The organism is Citrobacter freundii complex sp. 2024EL-00216 (assembly GCF_043945515.1).
Classification (GTDB): Bacteria; Pseudomonadota; Gammaproteobacteria; order Enterobacterales; family Enterobacteriaceae; genus Citrobacter; species Citrobacter portucalensis.
The window spans coordinates 235,351-256,182 of sequence record NZ_JBIMRA010000007.1 but is presented as its reverse complement, the minus strand read 5'-3'; the positions used below and the strand labels follow the sequence as shown (position 1 = coordinate 256,182).

The 20,832-nt window shown below is 49.5% G+C and carries 19 protein-coding genes; 10 read left to right on the top strand and 9 right to left on the bottom strand.

Features of this window, described 5'->3' with window-relative positions; genetic code table 11:
• Window positions 1–24 precede the first annotated feature (24 nt).
• Window positions 25–996: a lauroyl-Kdo(2)-lipid IV(A) myristoyltransferase gene (gene lpxM / locus ACHHZ7_RS11985; protein WP_060683691.1), complete on the top strand. Its 972-nt coding sequence runs from the start codon at window positions 25–27 to the stop codon at window positions 994–996.
• 46 nt (window positions 997–1,042) lie between these two features.
• On the opposite strand, the gene pyk is transcribed toward lpxM, so the two are convergent.
• Both pyk and ACHHZ7_RS11975 read right to left on the bottom strand, forming a co-directional pair.
• On the bottom strand, window positions 1,043–2,485 hold the full coding sequence (gene pyk / locus ACHHZ7_RS11980; protein WP_003034890.1) for a pyruvate kinase: 1,443 nt from the start codon (window positions 2,483–2,485) through the stop codon (window positions 1,043–1,045).
• Window positions 2,486–2,604: 119 nt separating this feature from the next.
• The gene (locus ACHHZ7_RS11975) at window positions 2,605–3,474 is read right to left on the bottom strand and encodes a MurR/RpiR family transcriptional regulator (protein ID WP_008785051.1); all 870 of its coding nucleotides are present in this window, start codon (window positions 3,472–3,474) and stop codon (window positions 2,605–2,607) included.
• Window positions 3,475–3,838: 364 nt separating this feature from the next.
• On the opposite strand from ACHHZ7_RS11975, the gene zwf reads away from it, so the two are divergent.
• The 3 genes from zwf (at window position 3,839) to kdgA (ending at window position 8,035) form a co-directional block, all read left to right on the top strand.
• Window positions 3,839–5,314, top strand: coding sequence for a glucose-6-phosphate dehydrogenase (zwf, locus tag ACHHZ7_RS11970; protein WP_003833817.1), 1,476 nt, complete (start codon window positions 3,839–3,841; stop codon window positions 5,312–5,314).
• A 233-nt stretch (window positions 5,315–5,547) separates the two neighbouring features.
• The gene (edd, locus tag ACHHZ7_RS11965) at window positions 5,548–7,359 is read left to right on the top strand and encodes a phosphogluconate dehydratase (protein ID WP_008785050.1); all 1,812 of its coding nucleotides are present in this window, start codon (window positions 5,548–5,550) and stop codon (window positions 7,357–7,359) included.
• 34 nt (window positions 7,360–7,393) lie between these two features.
• Window positions 7,394–8,035: a bifunctional 4-hydroxy-2-oxoglutarate aldolase/2-dehydro-3-deoxy-phosphogluconate aldolase gene (gene kdgA, locus ACHHZ7_RS11960; RefSeq protein WP_003034901.1), complete on the top strand. Its 642-nt coding sequence runs from the start codon at window positions 7,394–7,396 to the stop codon at window positions 8,033–8,035.
• Window positions 8,036–8,102: 67 nt separating this feature from the next.
• Here the strand turns inward: kdgA and purT are convergent, their stop codons facing one another.
• Entirely contained in the window at window positions 8,103–9,281 is a 1,179-nt protein-coding gene (purT, locus tag ACHHZ7_RS11955; RefSeq protein ID WP_003833812.1) for a formate-dependent phosphoribosylglycinamide formyltransferase, read from the bottom strand.
• A gap of 132 nt (window positions 9,282–9,413) precedes the next feature.
• Between purT and yebG the strand changes: the two genes are divergently transcribed.
• The 4 genes from yebG to ptrB all read left to right on the top strand — a co-directional run bounded on the left by yebG (window position 9,414) and on the right by ptrB (window position 13,073).
• On the top strand, window positions 9,414–9,704 hold the full coding sequence (gene yebG / locus ACHHZ7_RS11950; protein ID WP_032943780.1) for a DNA damage-inducible protein YebG: 291 nt from the start codon (window positions 9,414–9,416) through the stop codon (window positions 9,702–9,704).
• 120 nt (window positions 9,705–9,824) lie between these two features.
• The gene (yebF, locus tag ACHHZ7_RS11945; protein WP_020996626.1) at window positions 9,825–10,178 is read left to right on the top strand and encodes a protein YebF; all 354 of its coding nucleotides are present in this window, start codon (window positions 9,825–9,827) and stop codon (window positions 10,176–10,178) included.
• A 94-nt stretch (window positions 10,179–10,272) separates the two neighbouring features.
• Window positions 10,273–10,932: a tellurite resistance TerB family protein gene (locus ACHHZ7_RS11940; RefSeq protein ID WP_048235202.1), complete on the top strand. Its 660-nt coding sequence runs from the start codon at window positions 10,273–10,275 to the stop codon at window positions 10,930–10,932.
• An 86-nt stretch (window positions 10,933–11,018) separates the two neighbouring features.
• Complete coding sequence (gene ptrB, locus ACHHZ7_RS11935) at window positions 11,019–13,073, top strand: oligopeptidase B (RefSeq protein ID WP_192463962.1); 2,055 nt, start codon at window positions 11,019–11,021, stop codon at window positions 13,071–13,073.
• On the opposite strand, the gene exoX is transcribed toward ptrB, so the two are convergent.
• The 3 genes from exoX to ACHHZ7_RS11920 all read right to left on the bottom strand — a co-directional run bounded on the left by exoX (window position 13,064) and on the right by ACHHZ7_RS11920 (window position 14,743).
• Entirely contained in the window at window positions 13,064–13,726 is a 663-nt protein-coding gene (gene exoX / locus ACHHZ7_RS11930) for an exodeoxyribonuclease X (protein ID WP_003833802.1), read from the bottom strand. The two genes, ptrB and exoX, sit on opposite strands and share 10 nt — an antisense overlap.
• A 23-nt stretch (window positions 13,727–13,749) precedes the next feature.
• Window positions 13,750–14,406, bottom strand: a complete 657-nt coding sequence (locus tag ACHHZ7_RS11925) for a carbon-nitrogen hydrolase family protein (protein WP_008785043.1) — start codon at window positions 14,404–14,406, stop codon at window positions 13,750–13,752.
• A gap of 106 nt (window positions 14,407–14,512) precedes the next feature.
• Window positions 14,513–14,743, bottom strand: coding sequence for a DNA polymerase III subunit theta (locus ACHHZ7_RS11920; protein WP_003034925.1), 231 nt, complete (start codon window positions 14,741–14,743; stop codon window positions 14,513–14,515).
• A gap of 148 nt (window positions 14,744–14,891) precedes the next feature.
• Here ACHHZ7_RS11920 and ACHHZ7_RS11915 point away from each other — a divergent pair, with 148 nt between their 5' ends.
• Window positions 14,892–16,643 carry a recombinase family protein gene (locus tag ACHHZ7_RS11915; protein ID WP_003844143.1) on the top strand — a complete coding sequence of 584 codons (1,752 nt, stop codon included), beginning with the start codon at window positions 14,892–14,894 and terminating at the stop codon, window positions 16,641–16,643.
• 417 nt (window positions 16,644–17,060) lie between these two features.
• A complete protein-coding gene (locus tag ACHHZ7_RS11910) occupies window positions 17,061–17,786 on the top strand; it encodes an inovirus-type Gp2 protein (protein WP_060683693.1) in 726 nt (241 codons plus the stop codon).
• A gap of 306 nt (window positions 17,787–18,092) precedes the next feature.
• On the opposite strand, the gene ACHHZ7_RS11905 is transcribed toward ACHHZ7_RS11910, so the two are convergent.
• From ACHHZ7_RS11905 to ACHHZ7_RS11895, 3 genes are all read right to left on the bottom strand, one after another.
• A complete protein-coding gene (locus tag ACHHZ7_RS11905; protein WP_003844141.1) occupies window positions 18,093–18,671 on the bottom strand; it encodes a recombinase family protein in 579 nt (192 codons plus the stop codon).
• 353 nt (window positions 18,672–19,024) lie between these two features.
• Complete coding sequence (locus ACHHZ7_RS11900) at window positions 19,025–19,927, bottom strand: diguanylate cyclase (protein ID WP_003844140.1); 903 nt, start codon at window positions 19,925–19,927, stop codon at window positions 19,025–19,027.
• A 317-nt stretch (window positions 19,928–20,244) separates the two neighbouring features.
• Window positions 20,245–20,436, bottom strand: a complete 192-nt coding sequence (locus tag ACHHZ7_RS11895) for a hypothetical protein (RefSeq protein ID WP_008322661.1) — start codon at window positions 20,434–20,436, stop codon at window positions 20,245–20,247.
• Between the last annotated feature and the right edge of the window lie 396 nt (window positions 20,437–20,832).

Here is a 20,832-nt window from a genome sequence, read left to right as displayed (position 1 = left end):
CGCGGCACCAGACACTGGAAGAGCATGGAAACGAAAAAAAAGAATATTGAGTATATCCCTGAGTTTCATAAATCATTTCGCCATCCGCGCTACTGGGGCGCCTGGCTGGGTGTAGCGGCGATAGCTGGGGTTGCGTTAACGCCAGCGTCATTTCGCGATCCTATTCTGGCAAAGCTCGGACGGATGGTTGGACGCTTGGGAAAAAGCTCACGTCGCAGAGCGCTGATCAATTTATCCCTTTGTTTTCCTGAACGCAGCGAAGCTGAGCGCGAAGCCATTGTCGATGAGATGTTCGCGACCGCCCCTCAGGCGATGGTCATGATGGCGGAACTCGCCCTGCGAGGGCCGGAGAAAATTCAGAATCGGGTTGACTGGCAGGGCCTTGAAATCATCGAAGAGATGCGCCGCAACGATGAAAAAGTGATTTTTCTCGTTCCTCATGGCTGGGGCGTAGATATCCCGGCGATGCTGATGGCTTCCCAGGGACAGAAAATGGCAGCAATGTTCCACAATCAGGGAAACCCGGTATTTGATTACGTCTGGAACACGGTACGCCGTCGTTTCGGAGGTCGATTACATGCGCGTAATGATGGCATCAAACCGTTTATTCAGTCTGTACGTCAGGGATATTGGGGATACTACCTGCCGGATCAGGACCATGGGCCTGAGCACAGCGAGTTTGTCGATTTTTTTGCTACCTATAAAGCAACGTTACCGGCAATTGGTCGCTTGATGAAGGTTTGCCACGCGCGTGTAGTGCCGCTGTTTCCGGTGTATGACGGTAAAACTCACCGCCTGACGATTAAGGTCCGTCCTCCGATGGATGACATCCTGACAGCGGATGACCACACCATTGCCAGACGAATGAACGAAGAGGTGGAAATTTTTGTCACGCCTCATGTCGAACAATACACCTGGATACTGAAACTGCTTAAGACGCGTAAACCCGGCGAGATTGAGCCCTATAAGCGCAAAGATCTCTATCCGAAGAAATAAAAAAAAGCCTCTCAAACGAGAGGCTTTTTTACATCAAACGCTGGTGTTACTCGACGGTCAGGATACGCGTGGTGTTAGTTGAGCCAATAGTGCTCATCACATCGCCCTGTGTCACGATCACCAGATCGCCGGAAACCAGATAGCCTTTATCGCGCAGCAGGTTCACTGCTTCATTGGCGGCAACGACGCCATCTGTTTCGCTGTCAAAGTGAACCGGGGTGACACCGCGATACAGAGAGGTCAGATTCAGCGTACGTTCATGACGAGACATCGCGAAAATTGGCAGACCGGAACTGATACGAGAAGTCATCAGCGCAGTACGACCGGACTCCGTCATAGCGATGATAGCGGTGACTCCTTTCAGGTGGTTAGCAGCGTACATCGCTGACATCGCAATTGCTTCTTCAACGTTATCAAACTGCACGTCAAGGCGGTGTTTAGAGACGTTGATGCTTGGGATCTTCTCTGCACCCAGGCAAACGCGCGCCATTGCCGCGACGGTTTCCGCCGGGTACTGACCTGCTGCTGTTTCGGCAGAGAGCATTACGGCATCGGTGCCGTCGAGGACGGCGTTAGCCACGTCCATCACTTCCGCACGAGTCGGCATTGGGTTGGTGATCATCGACTCCATCATCTGTGTGGCGGTGATGACCGCACGGTTCAGCTGACGCGCACGGCGAATCAACGCTTTCTGAATACCTACCAGCTCAGGGTCACCGATTTCAACACCCAGGTCGCCACGGGCTACCATCACTACGTCAGAAGCCAGGATGATGTCATCCATCGCATTCTGGTCGCAGACGGCTTCTGCACGTTCTACCTTGGCGACAATTTTCGCATCGCAACCGGCGTCGCGCGCCAGACGGCGGGCATAGTTTAGATCTTCGCCGCAGCGCGGGAAGGAGACAGCCAAATAGTCAACGCTGATTTGCGCAGCGGTAATGATGTCGGCTTTGTCTTTTTCGGTCAGGGCTTCAGCAGAGAGACCGCCGCCCAGTTTGTTGATGCCCTTGTTATTGGACAGCGGGCCACCGACAGTGACTTCGGTGAAAACTTTCATGCCCTGAACTTCCAGCACTTTAAGCTGTACGCGCCCGTCGTCGAGCAGCAGGATGTCGCCAGGCACGACGTCTGCAGGCAGTCCCTTATAATCAATACCGACTTTTTCTTTGTCGCCTTCGCCTTTACCGAGGTTGGCGTCTAACAGGAACTTGTCGCCAACATTAAGAAAAACTTTACCTTCTTTAAAGGTAGATACGCGGATTTTAGGTCCCTGCAGGTCACCCAAAATAGCTACATGACGTCCCAGTTTTGCGGCAATTTCACGGACCTTATCCGCCCGCAGTTTGTGATCTTCTGGAGAGCCGTGGGAAAAGTTCATACGTACGACGTTCGCACCCGCGGCGATAATCTTCTCAAGGTTGTTATCGCGGTCAGTTGCCGGGCCTAACGTGGTAACGATTTTGGTTCTGCGAAGCCTTCTGGACATGTAATACTCCGTTGACTGAAACAACTAGGTGTTGCGTGAACATTAATCCGGCCGTTCTCAAACATTAACGGTAAAATGAACGACCCGGATGATAAAAGGGTAGAACATTGTTATTGCTTTTAGCGGTCATCACTCTTGATGAGTAATTCTTTATCAAAACGCGATTCCTTGAGCGCTTCCTTGACACGCTTCAAGTTATCTCTAAATTTTGCCCCTCGGCGCAAAGTAAATCCTGTAGCCAGCACATCTATCACGGTCAGTTGAGCAAGTCGAGAGACCATGGGCATATAAATGTCAGTATCTTCCGGTACATCGAGGGTAATAGCCAGCGTGGCTTCACGCGCCAGTGGCGTGCCGGGAGAGGTGAGGGCGATAACCATAGCGTCGTTTTCCCTTGCTAACTGCGCCAGTTCAACCAGACTTTTGGTTCTTCCAGTATGAGAAATAAGCACAATGACGTCGTCGTCGCTACAATTCATACAACTCATCCGTTGCAGGACAATGTCGTCGGAATAGATTACCGGTACGTTAAAGCGGAAAAATTTGTTCATCGCGTCGTGTGCGACCGCGGCGGAAGAACCTAAACCAAAGAAGGCGATTTTCTTCGCCTGGGTTAACAAATCTACCGCCCGGTTTACCGCCGCGTTATCCAGCGACTGACGAACGTGGTCAAGGCTTGCCATCGCCGATTCGAAGATTTTCCCCGTATAAGATTCTACGCTGTCATCCTCATCCACATTGCGATTAACATAAGGGGTACCATTTGCCAGACTTTGTGCCAGATGCAGTTTAAAATCAGGGAAGCCGCGCGTATCCATGCTACGACAGAAACGGTTCACCGTCGGTTCGCTGACGTTGGCTTCTACAGCAAGCGCAGCGATGCTTGAGTGAATTGCCTGCTCGGGAGAGGCAAGAATAATGTCGGCGACTTTACGCTCTGACTTGCTCAAATGTTCCAGTTTTAACTGGATTTTTTCCAGCATATTCATGATGTAGGTAGACTCATGGGTCATGGGCAAAAACGATTTCAACGATAAGGGGAAATCGAGTGGTAACTCTGGTAGATAGTACCCCTGCTAGTGCAGCAACGGGGCAAAATGGACAAAATAGTTGTTGTTTTTTTTCATTACATGATCGGAGTCGGATTTTCATACTTCTTCATGGGTACGAAAAAGACGACTTTTTTATCCATTTTGATGGGTTATACGCCAATAAAGCGGCTGTTCGCGGTAACAGCACGGCTGGATAAGCGTTTACGGTTTCCGGATTCACGTAAAAGCAGTACAGTGCACTGTAATAAAATTACAACCAGTGTCTGGCAAAAGCACCAGGCACTTAATTGAGGAGAATGACATGGCGGTAACGCAAACAGCCCAGGCATGTGATCTGGTCATTTTCGGCGCGAAGGGCGACCTGGCGCGACGGAAATTGCTGCCTTCCCTGTATCAACTGGAAAAGGCCGGCCAGATTAACCCGGATACCCGCATCATTGGGGTTGGGCGTGCCGACTGGGACAAAGCAGCCTATACCAAGGTTGTGCGCGAAGCGCTCGAAACCTTCATGAAAGAAAAAATTGATGAAAGTTTGTGGGAAACCCTCAGCGGTCGTCTTGAGTTTTGTAACCTGGACGTCAACGACACCGCCGCGTTTAAGCGTCTGGGCAAAATGCTGGATCAAAAATCGCGTACCACCATCAACTATTTCGCAATGCCGCCGAGCACTTTTGGCGCGATCTGCAAAGGTCTGGGTGAAGCAAAGCTGAATGCTAAGCCTGCCCGCGTGGTGATGGAAAAACCGCTGGGTACATCACTGGCAACATCCCGTGAAATCAACGATCAGGTTGGCGAGTATTTCGAAGAGTGCCAGGTTTACCGCATCGACCACTATCTCGGCAAAGAGACGGTACTGAACCTGTTGGCACTGCGTTTTGCCAACTCCCTGTTTGTGAATAACTGGGATAACCGCACTATCGACCACGTAGAAATTACCGTGGCGGAAGAAGTGGGCATTGAAGGGCGCTGGGGCTACTTTGACCAGGCCGGTCAAATGCGCGACATGATCCAGAACCACCTGCTGCAGATCCTGTGCATGATCGCGATGTCTCCGCCGTCCGATCTGAGCGCCGACAGCATCCGTGATGAAAAAGTGAAAGTACTGAAATCACTGCGTCGCATCGATCGTTCGAACGTACGTGAAAAGACAGTTCGTGGTCAGTACACCGCCGGTTTTGCCCAGGGCAAAAAAGTTCCGGGATACCTGGAAGAAGAAGGCGCAAACAAGAGCAGCAACACGGAAACGTTTGTGGCGATCCGTGTGGATATCGATAACTGGCGCTGGGCGGGCGTACCATTCTATCTGCGTACCGGTAAACGTTTACCGACCAAGTGCTCTGAAGTGGTGGTTTACTTCAAAACGCCTGAGCTGAACCTGTTCAGAGAATCCTGGCAGGACCTGCCGCAGAACAAGCTGACTATCCGTTTGCAGCCTGATGAAGGTGTCGATATCCAGGTACTGAACAAAGTGCCGGGACTGGATCACAAGCATAACCTGCAAATTACCAAACTTGACCTGAGCTACTCCGAAACCTTCAACCAAACGCATCTGGCCGACGCTTATGAGCGCCTGCTGCTTGAAACGATGCGCGGCATTCAGGCGCTGTTTGTGCGTCGAGATGAAGTTGAAGAAGCATGGAAGTGGGTCGATTCTATTACCGAAGCCTGGGCAATGGACAACGATGCACCGAAGCCGTATCAGGCCGGCACCTGGGGACCGGTTGCCTCTGTGGCCATGATTACCCGTGATGGTCGTTCATGGAACGAATTCGAGTAAAATATCATCTAGCCCATAGGTGTTATTTTACCGGTAACATGATCTAACACAGATTGTAGAATAATTTTTGCACTTTTAAGCTCCGCGTGGATTCACCCGCGGGGCTTTTTTTATTACACTGCCTGAAACGATTTTGCCCCTGAGCTACGGCTAACAAGCGATTCAGCTGTTTTTAACCCAACTGAAACACATTGTTGATCCAACGCTCTGACAGATAAATTTTAGGAGCCTCTATGAATCCGAATTTGTTACGCGTAACAAAGCGTATTGTCGAACGTTCTCGCGACACGCGTTCCGCCTACCTTGCCCGTATTGAACAAGCGAAATCGACTACCGTTCATCGTTCACAACTGGCGTGCGGTAACCTGGCGCATGGTTTTGCTGCCTGCCAGCCGGATGACAAGGCCTCGCTGAAAAGCATGCTGCGTAACAATATCGCGATCATTACCTCCTATAACGACATGCTTTCCGCGCATCAGCCGTACGAACATTATCCCGACATCATTCGTAAAGCGCTGCATGAAGCCAATGCGGTAGGCCAGGTCGCTGGCGGTGTTCCTGCGATGTGCGACGGTGTGACCCAGGGACAGGATGGGATGGAGCTTTCGTTGCTGAGTCGCGAAGTGATTGCGATGTCGGCTGCTGTCGGCCTCTCACACAATATGTTCGACGGCGCGTTATTCCTTGGCGTGTGCGACAAAATTGTCCCGGGGTTGGTGATGGCGGCACTGTCATTTGGTCATCTGCCTTCGATCTTTATTCCCTCCGGCCCGATGGCGAGCGGTCTGGCGAACAAAGAAAAAGTGCGTATCCGTCAGCTGTATGCTGAAGGCAAAGTCGATCGCATGGCGCTGCTTGAATCCGAAGCGGCGTCTTATCACGCACCGGGGACCTGTACGTTCTATGGCACGGCAAACACCAACCAGATGGTGGTGGAGTTTATGGGGATGCAACTGCCTGGGTCCTCATTCGTACACCCGGATGCCCCGCTGCGCGAGGCGTTGACCGCCGCGGCTGCTCGTCAGGTAACGCGTCTGACCGGCAACGGCAATGAATGGATGCCGATCGGTAAAATGATCGATGAAAAAGTAGTGGTGAACGGTATTGTCGCGCTGCTGGCGACCGGGGGGTCAACCAACCATACAATGCACCTTGTTGCGATGGCGCGCGCAGCCGGGATTCTGATTAACTGGGACGACTTCTCCGATCTGTCCGATATCGTGCCGTTGATGGCGCGTCTGTATCCGAATGGTCCGGCAGATATTAACCACTTCCAGGCAGCGGGTGGCGTGCCGGTGTTAATGCGCGAACTGCTGAACGCGGGTCTGCTGCATGAAGATGTGAACACCGTTGCCGGGTTTGGTTTGTCGCGTTACACCATGGAACCCTGGCTCAACGATGGTGAGCTGGACTGGCGCGAAGGGGCAGCGAAGTCTCTGGACAGCAATGTGATTGCTACCATCGATCAGCCATTCTCCCACCACGGCGGTACCAAAGTGCTGAGCGGTAACCTCGGACGTGCTGTGATGAAAACGTCGGCGGTTCCGGTAGAAAATCAGGTAATTGAAGCGCCCGCGGTTGTTTTTGAAAGTCAGCATGATGTATTGCCGGCCTTCGATGCGGGACTGCTCGACCGTGATTGCGTAGTCGTTGTGCGCCATCAGGGACCAAAAGCAAACGGAATGCCAGAATTACATAAACTCATGCCGCCACTTGGTGTATTATTGGACCGTTGTTTCAAAATTGCGTTAGTTACCGATGGACGACTTTCAGGTGCTTCAGGTAAAGTGCCTTCAGCAATCCATGTAACCCCAGAAGCCTATGATGGCGGGCTGCTGGCAAAAGTACGCGATGGCGACATCATTCGTGTGAATGGACAGACAGGTGAATTGACGCTGCTGGTTGATGAAGAGGAACTTGCTTCTCGTCAGCCTCACATTCCTGACCTCAGCGCATCGCGCGTGGGCACAGGCCGTGAAATGTTCAGCGCGTTGCGTGAAAAGCTGTCCGGTGCGGAACAGGGCGCAACCTGTATCACTTTTTAAGACTTATTTTGTAATCAGGCGAGAGAAAACTCTGATGAAAAACTGGAAGACAAGTGCAGAAGCAATCCTGACCACTGGCCCGGTTGTACCGGTTATCGTGGTTAATAAACTGGAACACGCAGTGCCGATGGCAAAAGCGCTGGTTGCAGGCGGCGTGCGCGTTCTGGAAGTGACCTTACGTACCGCATGTGCGATGGATGCCATTCGCGCGATCGCAAAAGAAGTTCCGGACGCTATCGTTGGTGCAGGTACTGTACTGAATCCACAACAGCTGGCTGAAGTGACCGAAGCCGGTGCACAGTTTGCTATCAGCCCGGGCCTGACCGAGCCGCTGCTGAAAGCCGCAACGGAAGGCACTATTCCGCTGATCCCTGGTATCAGCACCGTGTCTGAACTGATGCTGGGTATGGACTACGGTTTGAAAGAGTTCAAATTCTTCCCTGCTGAAGCAAATGGTGGTACCAAAGCGCTGCAGGCAATTGCGGGTCCGTTCTCTCAGGTGCGTTTCTGCCCAACCGGCGGTATCTCTCCGGCGAACTACCGTGACTACCTGGCACTGAAAAGCGTGCTGTGCATCGGTGGTTCCTGGCTGGTTCCGGCGGATGCGCTGGAAGCGGGTGATTACGATCGTATTACCAAGCTGGCTCGTGAAGCAGTAGAAGGCGCGAAGCAGTAAGCCGTTAATGCGTAAACCGTAGGTCGGATACGGCATCAATGCTTTATCCGGCCTACGGGTCTGGTTTTTATCCTGCGACTTTCACCTGTGCGGCTGCGTCTTTCGCGCGTATCACCGCATCTTCAATGCTCTGTGCTGTGGCCAGCACAACGCCCAGACGACGGCTCCCGTCGATTTCCGGCTTGCCAAAGAAACGCACTTGCATACCCGCACCTACAGCGGCTTGCACGTTATCAAACGTGATATTCTGGCTGGTAAGTTGCGGCAGAATAACGGCGGAAGCAGAAGGTCCATACTGGCGGATTTCGCCAACGGGCAGACCGAGAAATGCACGTACGTGCAGGGCAAACTCAGACAGATCCTGCGAAATTAAGGTCACCATACCCGTGTCGTGAGGGCGAGGGGAGACTTCGCTGAAAATCACCTCATCACCGCAGACAAACAGCTCCACGCCAAACAGTCCGTGACCGCCCAGCGCCAGTACCACCTTGCGGGCAATCTCCTGCGCGCGCGCAAGCGCCAGGTCACTCATCTGCTGCGGCTGCCAGGACTCGCGATAATCGCCATCTTCCTGGCGATGACCTACCGGCGCGCAGAAATGTACACCATCAACGGCGCTGACGGTTAGCAGGGTGATTTCAAAATCAAAATTCACTACGCCTTCGACGATAACGCGTCCGGCGCCTGCCCGGCCTCCCTGTTGAGCATAGTTCCACGCTTCGGTGAGCTGATCGGCTGAACGGATAAAGCTCTGCCCCTTGCCGGAAGAACTCATGACCGGCTTCACAATGCAGGGATAGCCGATTTCGGCAACGGCCTCACGAAAGCGTGTTTCGGTGTCTGCAAAACGGAAAGATGATGTGGGTAAAGACAACTCTTCGGCGGCGAGGCGACGGATTCCTTCCCTGTTCATGGTCAGTTGGGTCGCTCGTGCGCAAGGCACGACGTGTTGACCTTCCTGTTCCAGTTTGACCAGCATATCCGTGGCAATCGCCTCTATTTCCGGCACGATGTAATGTGGTTTTTCACGTTCGACAAGCTGGCGTAATGCCTCGCCATCCAGCATGTTAATTACGTAGGAGCGATGGGCAACGTGCATGGCTGGCGCGTCGGGGTAACGATCCACGGCAATGACTTCCACACCCAGGCGTTGGCATTCAATCGCCACTTCTTTACCCAGTTCACCTGAACCTAATAACATCACTCGCGTTGCTGCGGGACGCAGCGCTGTGCCTAATAACGTCATAAATTAATCCCCTGTTTTATCTGGGCGCAGTATATACGAAAACGTTTGCGTCTGTCTTTATTACCAGGTTGATTTCAGGGCTTAAAAAGAATATACTGTACATAAATACAGGTAATTTAAGAGGCTGCAAAAATGGCGGTTGAAGTTAAATACGTAGTCATTCGGGAAGGTGAGGAAAAAATGTCGTTTACCAGCAAAAAGGAAGCCGATGCGTATGACAAAATGCTGGATACAGCAGATCTGCTCGACACATGGCTGGAGCAATCGCCGGTAGCGCTCGAAGACGAGCAGCGTGAAGCTCTTTCCCTGTGGCTGGCTGAGCAAAAAGATGTGCTGAGCGCCATTCTGAAAAACGGCAAGCTGCCTTCGCCACAGGCTGTCGAAAACGATGCACACACTGAGGATGATACTCAGGCTGCCTGAAACGACTTGCGCTCCTGACGTTTTGTACCATGCTTTTCCCTGAATCATTGTGCAATCCCTGACGTTATTTCACGTTGCCGCAGGCAACCTGAAGGACGAAGGGAGATTAAGGAGAAAAGAATGTATAAAAAAAGAGCGTTATTGAGCCTGCTGTTATTGTCTGCCAGCGTATCGGTATTTGCGGCAAATATGGAAAGCAAGAATGTTCAGTTCCCCAAGTGCGAAGGACTGGATGCTGACGGTATTGCGGCAAGCGTGAAACGTGACTATCAGCAAAATCGCATCGCGCGCTGGGCTGACGATCAAAAACTCGTCGGGCAAGCGGACCCTGTCGCCTGGGTCAACACGCCCGATATTACGGGCAAAGACGGGAAATGGTCAGTTCCCCTGACGGTTCGCGGTAAAAGCGCGGATATTCACTATCAGGTAAAAGTCGACTGCAAAGCCGGAACGGCGGAGTATCAGCCGCAGTAACGCAGGTATTTGCACATCTTTTGATGACCTGAACACTTCCTGACATCCCCTCGGGTACGCTTTGATGATTATTCGTCTGTACTTGAGGGGCAAAATGGCTAATTGGCTGAATCAACTACAATCTCTTCTTGGGCAAAAAGGATCCTCTACGTCATCTTCTGGCGAGCAAGGGCTGAGTAAACTTCTGGTTCCAGGCGCGTTAGGCGGTCTGGCAGGATTACTGGTTGCCAACAAATCTTCACGTAAATTACTGAGTAAATACGGCACCAGCGCGCTTCTGGTGGGCGGCGGTGCGGTTGCCGGTACCGTGTTATGGAACAAGTACAAAGATAAAGTTCGCGCTGCGCATCAGGATGAGCCGCAGTTCGGTGTACAAAGCTCACCGCTGGATGAGCGAACCGAGCGTCTGATCCTGGCGCTGGTTTTTGCGGCGAAAAGCGACGGTCATATTGATGCTAAAGAACGAGCGGCCATTGAGCAGCAGCTTCGTGAAGCGGGCGTGGAAGAGCAGGGCCGCGTTCTGATTGAACGAGCCATTGAACAACCGTTAGATCCCCAGCGCCTGGCGCAAGGGATCCGCAACGAAGAAGAAGCGCTAGAAATTTACTTCCTGAGCTGTGCGGCGATTGATATCGACCACTTTATGGAGCGTAGCTATCTCAATGCGCTGGGCGATGCGTTGAAGATCCCGCAGGATGTTCGTGAAGGTATTGAACAGGATCTCAAAGAACAAAAACAGGCTTTACCGGGTTAATTGCTTACCGCTAAGGTGCATGTTTCGCTTGCATCATTGCTGTCTTTTGCCACCCTTATAGGATGTTTAAGCAAAAGAACAATGACATGCTACCAAAAGCTTCTCGTATTCCCCACGCCATGACGCAGCATGGCGATACTCGTGTTGATAATTATTACTGGCTGCGAGATGACACCCGCTCGCAGCCAGAAGTGCTGGATTATCTGCAACAAGAAAATGCGTATGGCCGCCAGGTTATGGCCTCGCAGCAGGCTTTGCAGGATCGCGTCCTGAAAGAAATTATCGACCGTATCCCGCCTCAGGATGCTTCCGCCCCCTATGTGAAGAATGGTTATCGCTACCGGCATATTTATGAACCGGGGTGCGAATATGCTATTTATCAGCGTCAGTCTGCTTTCAATGAAGAGTGGGATGATTGGGATACTCTGTTGGATGGGAACCTGCGCGCGGCACACAGCGAGTTTTATACGCTGGGAGGACTGGCGATATCTCCGGATAACACCATCATGGCGCTGGCGGAAGATTATCTCTCTCGCCGGCAATATGGCGTGCGTTTTCGCAACCTGCAAAGCGGCAACTGGTATCCGGAAGTGCTGGAAAACGTCGAAGCGGATCTGGTCTGGGCGAATGATTCTCAGACTTTCTATTACGTGCGCAAGCACGAAACAACGTTATTGCCGTATCAGGTGTGGCGACATACGGTCGGCTCGCCATCGTCACTGGATGAGCTGGTGTATGAAGAAGCCGATGATATGTTTTATGTCAGCCTGCATAAAACCACCTCGCTGCACTATGTGGTTATTCATATCGCCAGCGCGACCACCAGTGAGGTTTTACTGCTTGACGCAGAACTGGCGGATGCCGAACCGTTGGTCTTTTTAGCGCGACGCAAAGACCATGAATACAGTCTCGATCACTATCAACACAATTTTTATCTGCGCTCCAACCGTCAGGGGAAAAATTTCGGCCTGTATCGTACCCGCGTTCGTGATGAGCAAGCCTGGGAGACGCTGATCCCTGCGCGCGACAACGTGATGCTCGAGGGCTTTACGCTATTCACTGACTGGCTGGTGGTAGAAGAGCGTCAGCGGGGCTTAACCAGCCTACGACAGATTAATCGTAAAACGCGCGAAGTGGTCGGGATCGCCTTTGACGATCCGGCTTATGTGACCTGGCTTGCCTATAATCCAGAGCCGGAGGCATCGCGCCTGCGCTATGGCTATTCCTCCATGACCACCCCGGACACGTTGTTTGAACTGGATATGGACACCGGGGAACGTCGTGTGCTTAAGCAGACGGAGGTCCCCGGATTTGATGCGGCGAATTACCGTAGCGAACACCTATGGATAACCGCGCGTGATGGCACCGAGGTTCCGGTTTCGCTGGTTTATCATCAAAAGTATTTCCTGAAAGGAAAAAATCCGTTACTGGTTTATGGCTATGGATCATATGGCGCCAGCATGGACGCCGATTTCAGCAGCAGCCGTTTGAGCTTACTGGATCGCGGCTTTGTTTATGCTATTGCCCATGTGCGTGGCGGTGGTGAATTAGGACAACAGTGGTACGAGGACGGTAAATTTCTGCACAAGAAAAATACCTTTAATGATTACCTCGACGTCTGTGATGCGTTGCTAAAAATGGGCTATGGCGCGCCTGAGTTATGCTATGGCATGGGCGGAAGCGCCGGAGGCATGTTAATGGGCGTCGCCATTAATGAGCGCCCGGAACGCTTCCATGGTGTTATTGCTCAGGTGCCGTTTGTCGATGTGGTAACCACAATGCTCGATGAATCAATTCCCCTGACGACCGGTGAGTTTGAAGAGTGGGGGAATCCGCAGGACGAAGAGTATTACACCTATATGAAAAGCTACAGCCCGTATGACAATGTAACCGCGCAGGCATACCCACATCTGCTGGTCACGACGGGATTACACGATTCCCAGGTGCAATACTGGGAGCCAGCAAAATGGGTGGCAAAACTGCGTGAGCTGAAAACGGACGATCGTTTGCTGCTACTTTGCACGGATATGGATTCCGGACACGGCGGTAAATCCGGGCGTTTTAAATCTTACGAAGGCGTGGCCCTTGAGTACGCTTTTTTGATTGGACTGGCGCAGGGAACACTGCCTGCTCAGGCGTGATCCAAATAGTGTTTTAGCGTTAATCGCAGTTCCGGGCTCATATTGTCAAGGTTATTAAATAACCAGCGCAGATAGCCCGGATCGCGCTCAGCCACTTCTGATACCGGTTTTCCGCGGTACTTACCAAAAGTGAAAGTAGTGAGTAACGCGGGACGGCCGGTAATATCGACCATTTGATCGGCTGTCCAGCCTGACGTCTGCATGATGTCGATCAGCAGTGCCGCAGTAATGTAGCAATCGTACAGGGCGCGGTGATGGTGGAGACCCGCTGGCGTCTGGACGCTCAGCTTGCGCGATTTATACAGCGCCATGTTGCTGTATTTGATCCCCGGCCACAACCGACGGGAGAGCTTCATGGTGCAAATCCATTCCCCGGGCATATCGGGCAATACGCGGCGGTCAAAGCTGGCATTGTGCGCCACGTACCACTCGCTGCCGTAATACTGCGGGATGACGTCTTCAATCCATGGCTTATCGGCCACCATTGCTTCAGTAATGCGATGGATAGCCATCGCCTGTGGGCTGATGGGGCGGTCAGGGCGTACCAGGTGGCTCATGGGGTTGACTATTTTTCCGTCAACCACGTCGACAGAAGCAATTTCAACAATGCCTCCCTGTAGACCACAGGTTTCTGTATCTATTATGCGCAACATGCCATGCTCCTGACCCAAAACGACTAGCGTAATGGAATGATATCACCTTGCCAACCCCGTGGCGTGCGTTGGCCGGTTAACAGTAACGAACCGCTGTCTGCGCGAACAATCAATCGACCTCGTTCATCCCATAACGCACTGCTACCCCGCGCATTGGCCATTAATACCGCGATGGCGAATTTATGTGAGAAACTTTGTAGGCGAGATGTAGAGGAGAGCAGTTCCGGTTCACTGACTGACTGGCAGCTGGTGAACAGCGAATAGGCCGGGTCGATATCAATGCCTTCCGGTTGGCTATCTACAACGCTGATGGCATTTCGCTGTCTGGCAATACAGGCCCCGTGGCTCTGATGGAAGGTTAGTGGCGAAGTCATCCAGGGAGAGAAAAGTGCAATGCCTTTCACGAACCGGTTGTTATGTTCTACCGGTAGTCCCGCAATTATCGTCATGCGATAAGTCGCGGCGGCATGTGCGAGAGGTTCTAACAGCGCTTCATCGGGTGGGGCAGGAAGCGCGTCATTCTCATCAACACAACCCAGCAATGAGAGGGAAGGGAAGACCAGCAATTCACATTGGCATTGAGCTGCCGCATGAATGAATTGCAGGTGATGCGCGACATGTTCGGTAACTGAGGTGTGAAGAGGTTCGTATTGTGCTGCTGCGATTTTCCAGTATGACATAATGATTTCCTTTTCATAGTGTCTACAACCATCCTTAATGTGTGGATTAAGAATATGCTTATACTGTAGCAGGCGTCATGTAAGGAATCGTAACGTAATATAAGTTTTATTTAACTTTAGGCTCGTATGGTAAACGTGAAAGCGAAACGGATGCCAGGCGGTGCGCGATGAGTCTTTCGCGGAACCAGTCGCGTAAATGCTCTGGCTGTTCGCGTTCAACAACTTCTGCAACAACGGGCATATTGTATCGCTCCTTAAATGCCACTCCAGCCGCAGCCAGATCGACATTGACCTTATCCATTTCCGCTTGCTCAAGTTTGGCCAGATTGATGTTCATGGGCTTCTCCTTTTCTCTGTCTTTCGGCGCGCAAAGTTACTAAGAGTGTGCGTTAATGGCAAGCCATAATATAAATAGATGCCAATCAATGCAGTTGATGTAAACTAGTGACATCCACAAGGAAACGGACCTACTGAGACACCACTACATGAAAAAATTATACAGCTATATCCGCTGGTCAAGCCAGAAACAAACGGTGGGGACATCTTTAGCTAGGCAGACAGAAGCTGCACGCAATTATGCTACTGAGAATGGCTTGGAATACGCAGAAATTAGAGACGCTGGGATATCCGCATTCAAAGGTAAAAATATTACACATGGTGCTTTAGGTTCATTTATTCAAGCTGTCAAAGATGGGGTTATAGAAAAGGATTCAACCATTTTTATTGAAAACTTGGACCGACTCACGCGGAGCGGGGTAGGGACTGCACAAAAGCTATTGCTTGATTTGCTCGATCTAGGTTTGACTGTAGTAACAGGTATGGATCAGCGCGTCTATACGATGGAATCAGCAAATGAAAATCCTACAGATATGTTGATTTCATTGCTGATGTTCAGTAGAGCAAACGAAGAATCTAAAACTAAACAGAATCGCACCAACAACACTGCTAGGGCGCTTGTTGCTCGTTTTAAACAAGGTCAACCCACCAACATAAAAAACATGAGTAATGATCCGTGGTGGTTTGACTCGAGTGGTTCGAAATATGAAGCAGTTAAACCACATCCGGTTCACTGGGTTGCAGCACAAAAGGCTGTAGAGCTGTTCCTTATGGGGTGGGGTTGCTTCCGTGTCACTGCATATCTGAATTCACATTTAGACTTATATCCAGCCCCAAAACCGACAAAGAGACAGATTGATCAAGGTGTAAAAAAATGGGCAGTCCCTAACTTGGTGACGATGAGAAAAAACCCTGCATTAATGGGGGTGAAGAAACTGACAATTGAAGGTTATGAGCACAAGCTAGATGGGTATTACCCTGCGTTGGTGACGCCTGAACAGTTTGCACGTATTCAGGACATCAGAACTGGGAACAAGTTTGTACAAGGTGAACAGAAAAAAATGATCAGCCTTTTATCTGGATTAGGTGTTCTGAAGTGTGGGTTATGCGGTGGTCCTATGATTGCATATAGTCGAGAAGGTCGACTTCGCTATGTTTGTTCAAATGGAAAAATTCAGAAATCGTCCTGTAAGGTCTGGTCAGTTAACGGAAGTATTGTTGAGAATTTAACAGCCCGTGCTCTGGTGTACGGATATACGCATAGTATCCTGTTAGGAAACACTAAAACGGAAGATTTGACGCCATTAATTGAATCTAAAGAGACTGAACTGGGGTTAGTAAAGAAACAGTTAACCAATCAGGCGCAGGCGATCAGCACGATTGGACCGATTCAGGAATTAATAGAACAAGTTGCAGTGCTTTCACAGCGTGAGCAATCCCTATTATTAGAACTGGACTCCCTGAAACAGAAATTAGCTCTACAGGGTTCAGAGAACGAGTTGGATGAGTTGATCATAAAGACACTTAGCCTGTTTTCAGATGAACTATTGGGCGATGTCACCCATACTGACCGGATGCAAATCCGCGAGGTTGTAAGAAAGTGCCTACCTGAAATCACTATTTCAAAATTAAAAGACAAAGCCTTGAGAATTGATTTCAGATTTCATGACTATAGCCACATGACTTTTCAAGGGGTTATGCAGGGTAAAGAAAAATCTTATACGCTTACTAGGACGCCGCATGATCAGCTTTATACAAAGTTCGCGGCTGTTTTTTCTGATGTTCTAGAAACATCTCTAGACGCTACAGATATTGATGGATACATGGCTGCATCGGACAGGATGGTCGCCGCATTGGGGCTGCCGGAACCATTAGGAAGAGACTTTTTCTCGAAAAGATAATATTGGTCGTGGCGGTATCTGTTGCTGGTTCTGACCGCGCCAGAACGCATCAATTCCTGCCCGTATGTAACCAGAATGTCAGCGCTGCCCACTGATCCAAAGCAAAGCACTTATCAACTGGGAAGTACCTTGTTGGGTTATCGCAAAAACGGCAAAATGGCAGAAGCAAACCCGAAAAATACCACAGATTAAAAATAATCTTTGCACTGCCATGACTTGTGCGCTATTGTAATTTTGGGATTATCTACATCATGTAAACTTTCTTCGAAAAAATTTTATCCATCTTTTTTACCATTAGCCTTTGTCTGATGGGGTTTATGCTACCCGTAATTGCTTCGTTTTACGGTGGTCAGATGGTAATAACTTATACGTGTGTGTACGCGAGGGTTGTTTACATAAATAACTAACGGGGTTGTTGTGTCAGAAGAAGGAACTACTCATTCAGTACTCACACAGGCTACTCCTTACACAACCAAAGTCCATACACACGGGCGTTACAAGGTCATCACAGGTGATGTTTTCATTCGTCATGGTTACGCCTACCCGATCAACACCACCGACCAATCTGGTATTCGCCTTGATATCCTTACCCCAGTAGCAGAACAGCTTGATGCAATACTATCCATCTACAGCCGGGTTTACTTCTCTCGCTTCGATTTACGCTTACCTGAGAATACCCCAATAGACACAGGCAACAGGTGGGTAAGCGACCTGTTTAAAAAACTACGTGAACGTCTGAAGTCTAAATTAAACCGACCTGTGGGGTTGGCAGAACCGATCCTCAACTTTGCTTATGGCTGGGTACGGGAGCAAGAGAAAGCAAAACAGGTGCATTACCATTGCTGGATTGCCCTCCCGCATCGACAGGTCAGACGCCTTGGGACACCCACAAGTGGCATTGCCGGAAGCATTGTTGAAATCTGGATGGGTCTGACGGGCGGTAAAGCGGCGCTGGTGGAACTGCCAAAGGCAACGGAAAGATATCCGAATTATTACATTATCGAAAGAAATAAGCCGAAAACGCTCGAGGGGCCTTTTCTGTGGGTATCGTATCTGGCGAAAGAGCGTGGGAAGTATCAGACCGGAAATGGGGATCGGGTACACTCAACATCAGAATTGAGCAATAAAAACCATAATTGCTAAATCCTTCGCGTAACGCTCTCTACGGCCTTCAAATCAGGAGGCAGTACCTTCGCATTACCCACGCCACAAAAAGCGCTCACGATAGCGCTCATTGCGTTTAACAATGCCTTCTCTCATATATCACGGCTCAACTTTTGAATATAGCACCACATCTCTATCTTTTCCACGTAGATTTAAGCTGGTGTGCGGCTCCGCTGGATTTACTGACGCCGGAATATTTCGGATTAATTGACCCGAAAATAGCCATAATTAAGCCTCACACGTTGGCAGGGCAGTATCTGAATCTTAGTGAAGACAGGTTAAATCTTACGCCTCTTTGATGTTCCAGTTTCGTTTGATAGTTGGGAGACTTAAATTCAATGCTAACGCCGCTTTGGACTGACTCAGCCCCTTAGCTCTGGCTTCCTGTACACGCTGAAGGGTATCTGACGCAACCGGACGGCCTAACTTCTTCCCTTCCTTCCTGGCTCTTACTAAACCCTCTTTTGTACGTTCAATGATGCGGGATTTTTCGAACTCTGCAAACGCAGAAAACATTTGCAGCATCAACTTCCCTTCCGCGCTGGAAAGGTTACGCACAGGCAGATCCAGTGAAACAACATCAATCCCTTTATCCACCAGCATCGTAATGGTTTGCTGCACGTCGATGTTGTCCCTTCCCAGGCGGTCCAGTTTCAATACTACAAGCTGATCCCCAGCCTCCAGTTTATGAGTCACCATATCAGCAAAGCCTTTGCGCTGCATTGCCTGTACTCCTCCTGACACGGTTTCTGATACCACCCTGTTATCATTCACCTCATAGCCAGCCTGACGAATCGCCATAATCTGGTTTTCTGTCGACTGTTCGCTGGTGGACACACGGCAATATGCAAATGTACGGCTCATAATCACTCCCCTGATTGGTATCAAAAACGGTATCATAATTAACTAATGGTATCATAATGTCAATATGCTAATTTAATGACACCAATTTAAGGTAGGGTTTACTGGTATCATAAAACGTTCGATTGTTGATACTACTCTGTTCGACGCCAGCGGTGACACCCGTATGATATTTGTAAAAGATCGAGAGTTACCTTTACGTGCGGAGAGAACCTGCCTGGCAGATCAGACAATTTGTTGATGATATTTTAAACGGAGGGTCTGAACATAACAGGGCATGTTCAGACCCTCATATCATATTTTCAGGTAACTATTTGTTATATTTTGACAATTTACTTTACTGGCATTAGAGGCTGCTATCTAGATATCCGACTCGGCTCTCCATCAGCCATAACCGTCACACAACAATTACGCCCATTATTTTTACCGTAGTACATAGCATTATCCGCTCGGGCAATTACCGAATGCAGTTCCTCATGTGCTTCCACACGGGTTAGTCCCCCCGTTACAGTAATATGCACTAGCTGCCCAGAAATAATGATCTCATAACTACTCAGGTTGCAACGGATACGTTCCGCAGCAGATTCAGCGGCCATGCGACCTTTTGTCTCCAGCAGTATAATAAACTCTTCACCGCCAAAACGGTAAAGACGCTCTGAACGGCGAGTCGCTGAACTTAACCTGCTCGCAACCAGTCTAAGCACTTCATCGCCCGCGTTATGCCCCCAGGTATCATTGATGCTTTTAAAACGGTCAATATCCAGCATTAGCACATAAAATTCGGACAGGTTTCGTCGGCAACGCTCAAGAAAGGATGGATATTCTTGGTATAACAGATGCCGTAATGGTAACCCTGTTAAGGTGTCATGCTGGTTACGGAATGTAGAGAGACTGGATCTGTAGGTCTCTATACTGTCAATAAATGCAAGTTGGCAGCCATGATACTGGCTAACCAGTTCTTTTGTCGTGGTTCCGGATACTACAGCCTGCATTAACATTCGAGTAATATTGTGCATCGCGTCGTGATTGCGGCTGATACTCAAAACCATATTTCTGTCTAGGGTATCGCCCCGCATACGCAACGTCAGCCATTCACAAAACTGACAATGAAGATGAGAATCATTATCTATTATGTTGTGATCGGTCAAATCACCAAACAAGATCAGGTACAGTAATTTTTCCCCCCGGAGATAATGCTCTTTAAGCGCCGCATTCAATGCGGATAATGAAGCATCAATATCATCAATATTAAATGTCATCGCTTACCCCTTCTGATTTGGAATAATAGAGTTTGGCGACATAGCTGAACTCAGGAAGATAGATGCTTGTCTTGCGGATAACATACAGTTTTGTAACAACCATCAGAATCAACATCTCCAAAGCAGTATGGGGGGCGACTCAACGTGTTACGAATCAGACTAACGTCACCGTAAGTATGTTATTACCACTTTCTGACGTTAATCATTTGAGATATATCATTAAATTTTCATTCCAGATGATAAAGATGTAAAAGAAGCAGGGGGCCAGTCTAAAATAATATAATGGTGAAGGGTTCTGGGGGCTGGTTCAGGAATATTTACTCCTTTTTCTTATGTTGCTTACTACGCAAATCAATTACATTATATTCTGGCGCAAATCCTCTGATGTTTTTAAGAATGTAATCCCTCTGTGAAGAGCTTAAGTCCGGGTGCTCCAATAAGCGCCTTAACGCATCCCTAAAATTTTTCCACAAGCGTCTTTCTTCATCATCCATTTCAAAAACTTCCATCAGATTAGTCTCAATACACACTAGAATAAAATATCTGGTTTGACTACCACTAAAGCATAAATTTTTTATGCTGTGGGAGGGGAGATTGAGATCCTGATCAAATATAATGAAGTACCTTTATAGTACCAATGTGCTTCAGTGGGGAATCAATATAAAATCCAAAGGGCTTCGTTTACCACGACCACATGAAAAGATGCTAGAAATCAATATTTTTTGTAACGAAAGTGAGTTATTTTCTTTTAGCCTAGACTAGGCAAGTAGATTCTTTGTAACGTAGGGCAATTGCCCCTCAGGAGGTTTACGGGTTAACCTCCTGAGAATCTTATTTATCAATAATGTTACGTTTATGAGCAGCGAGAAGCGGCCTGGCCGATCAGACATTGTGCCGGGGATATT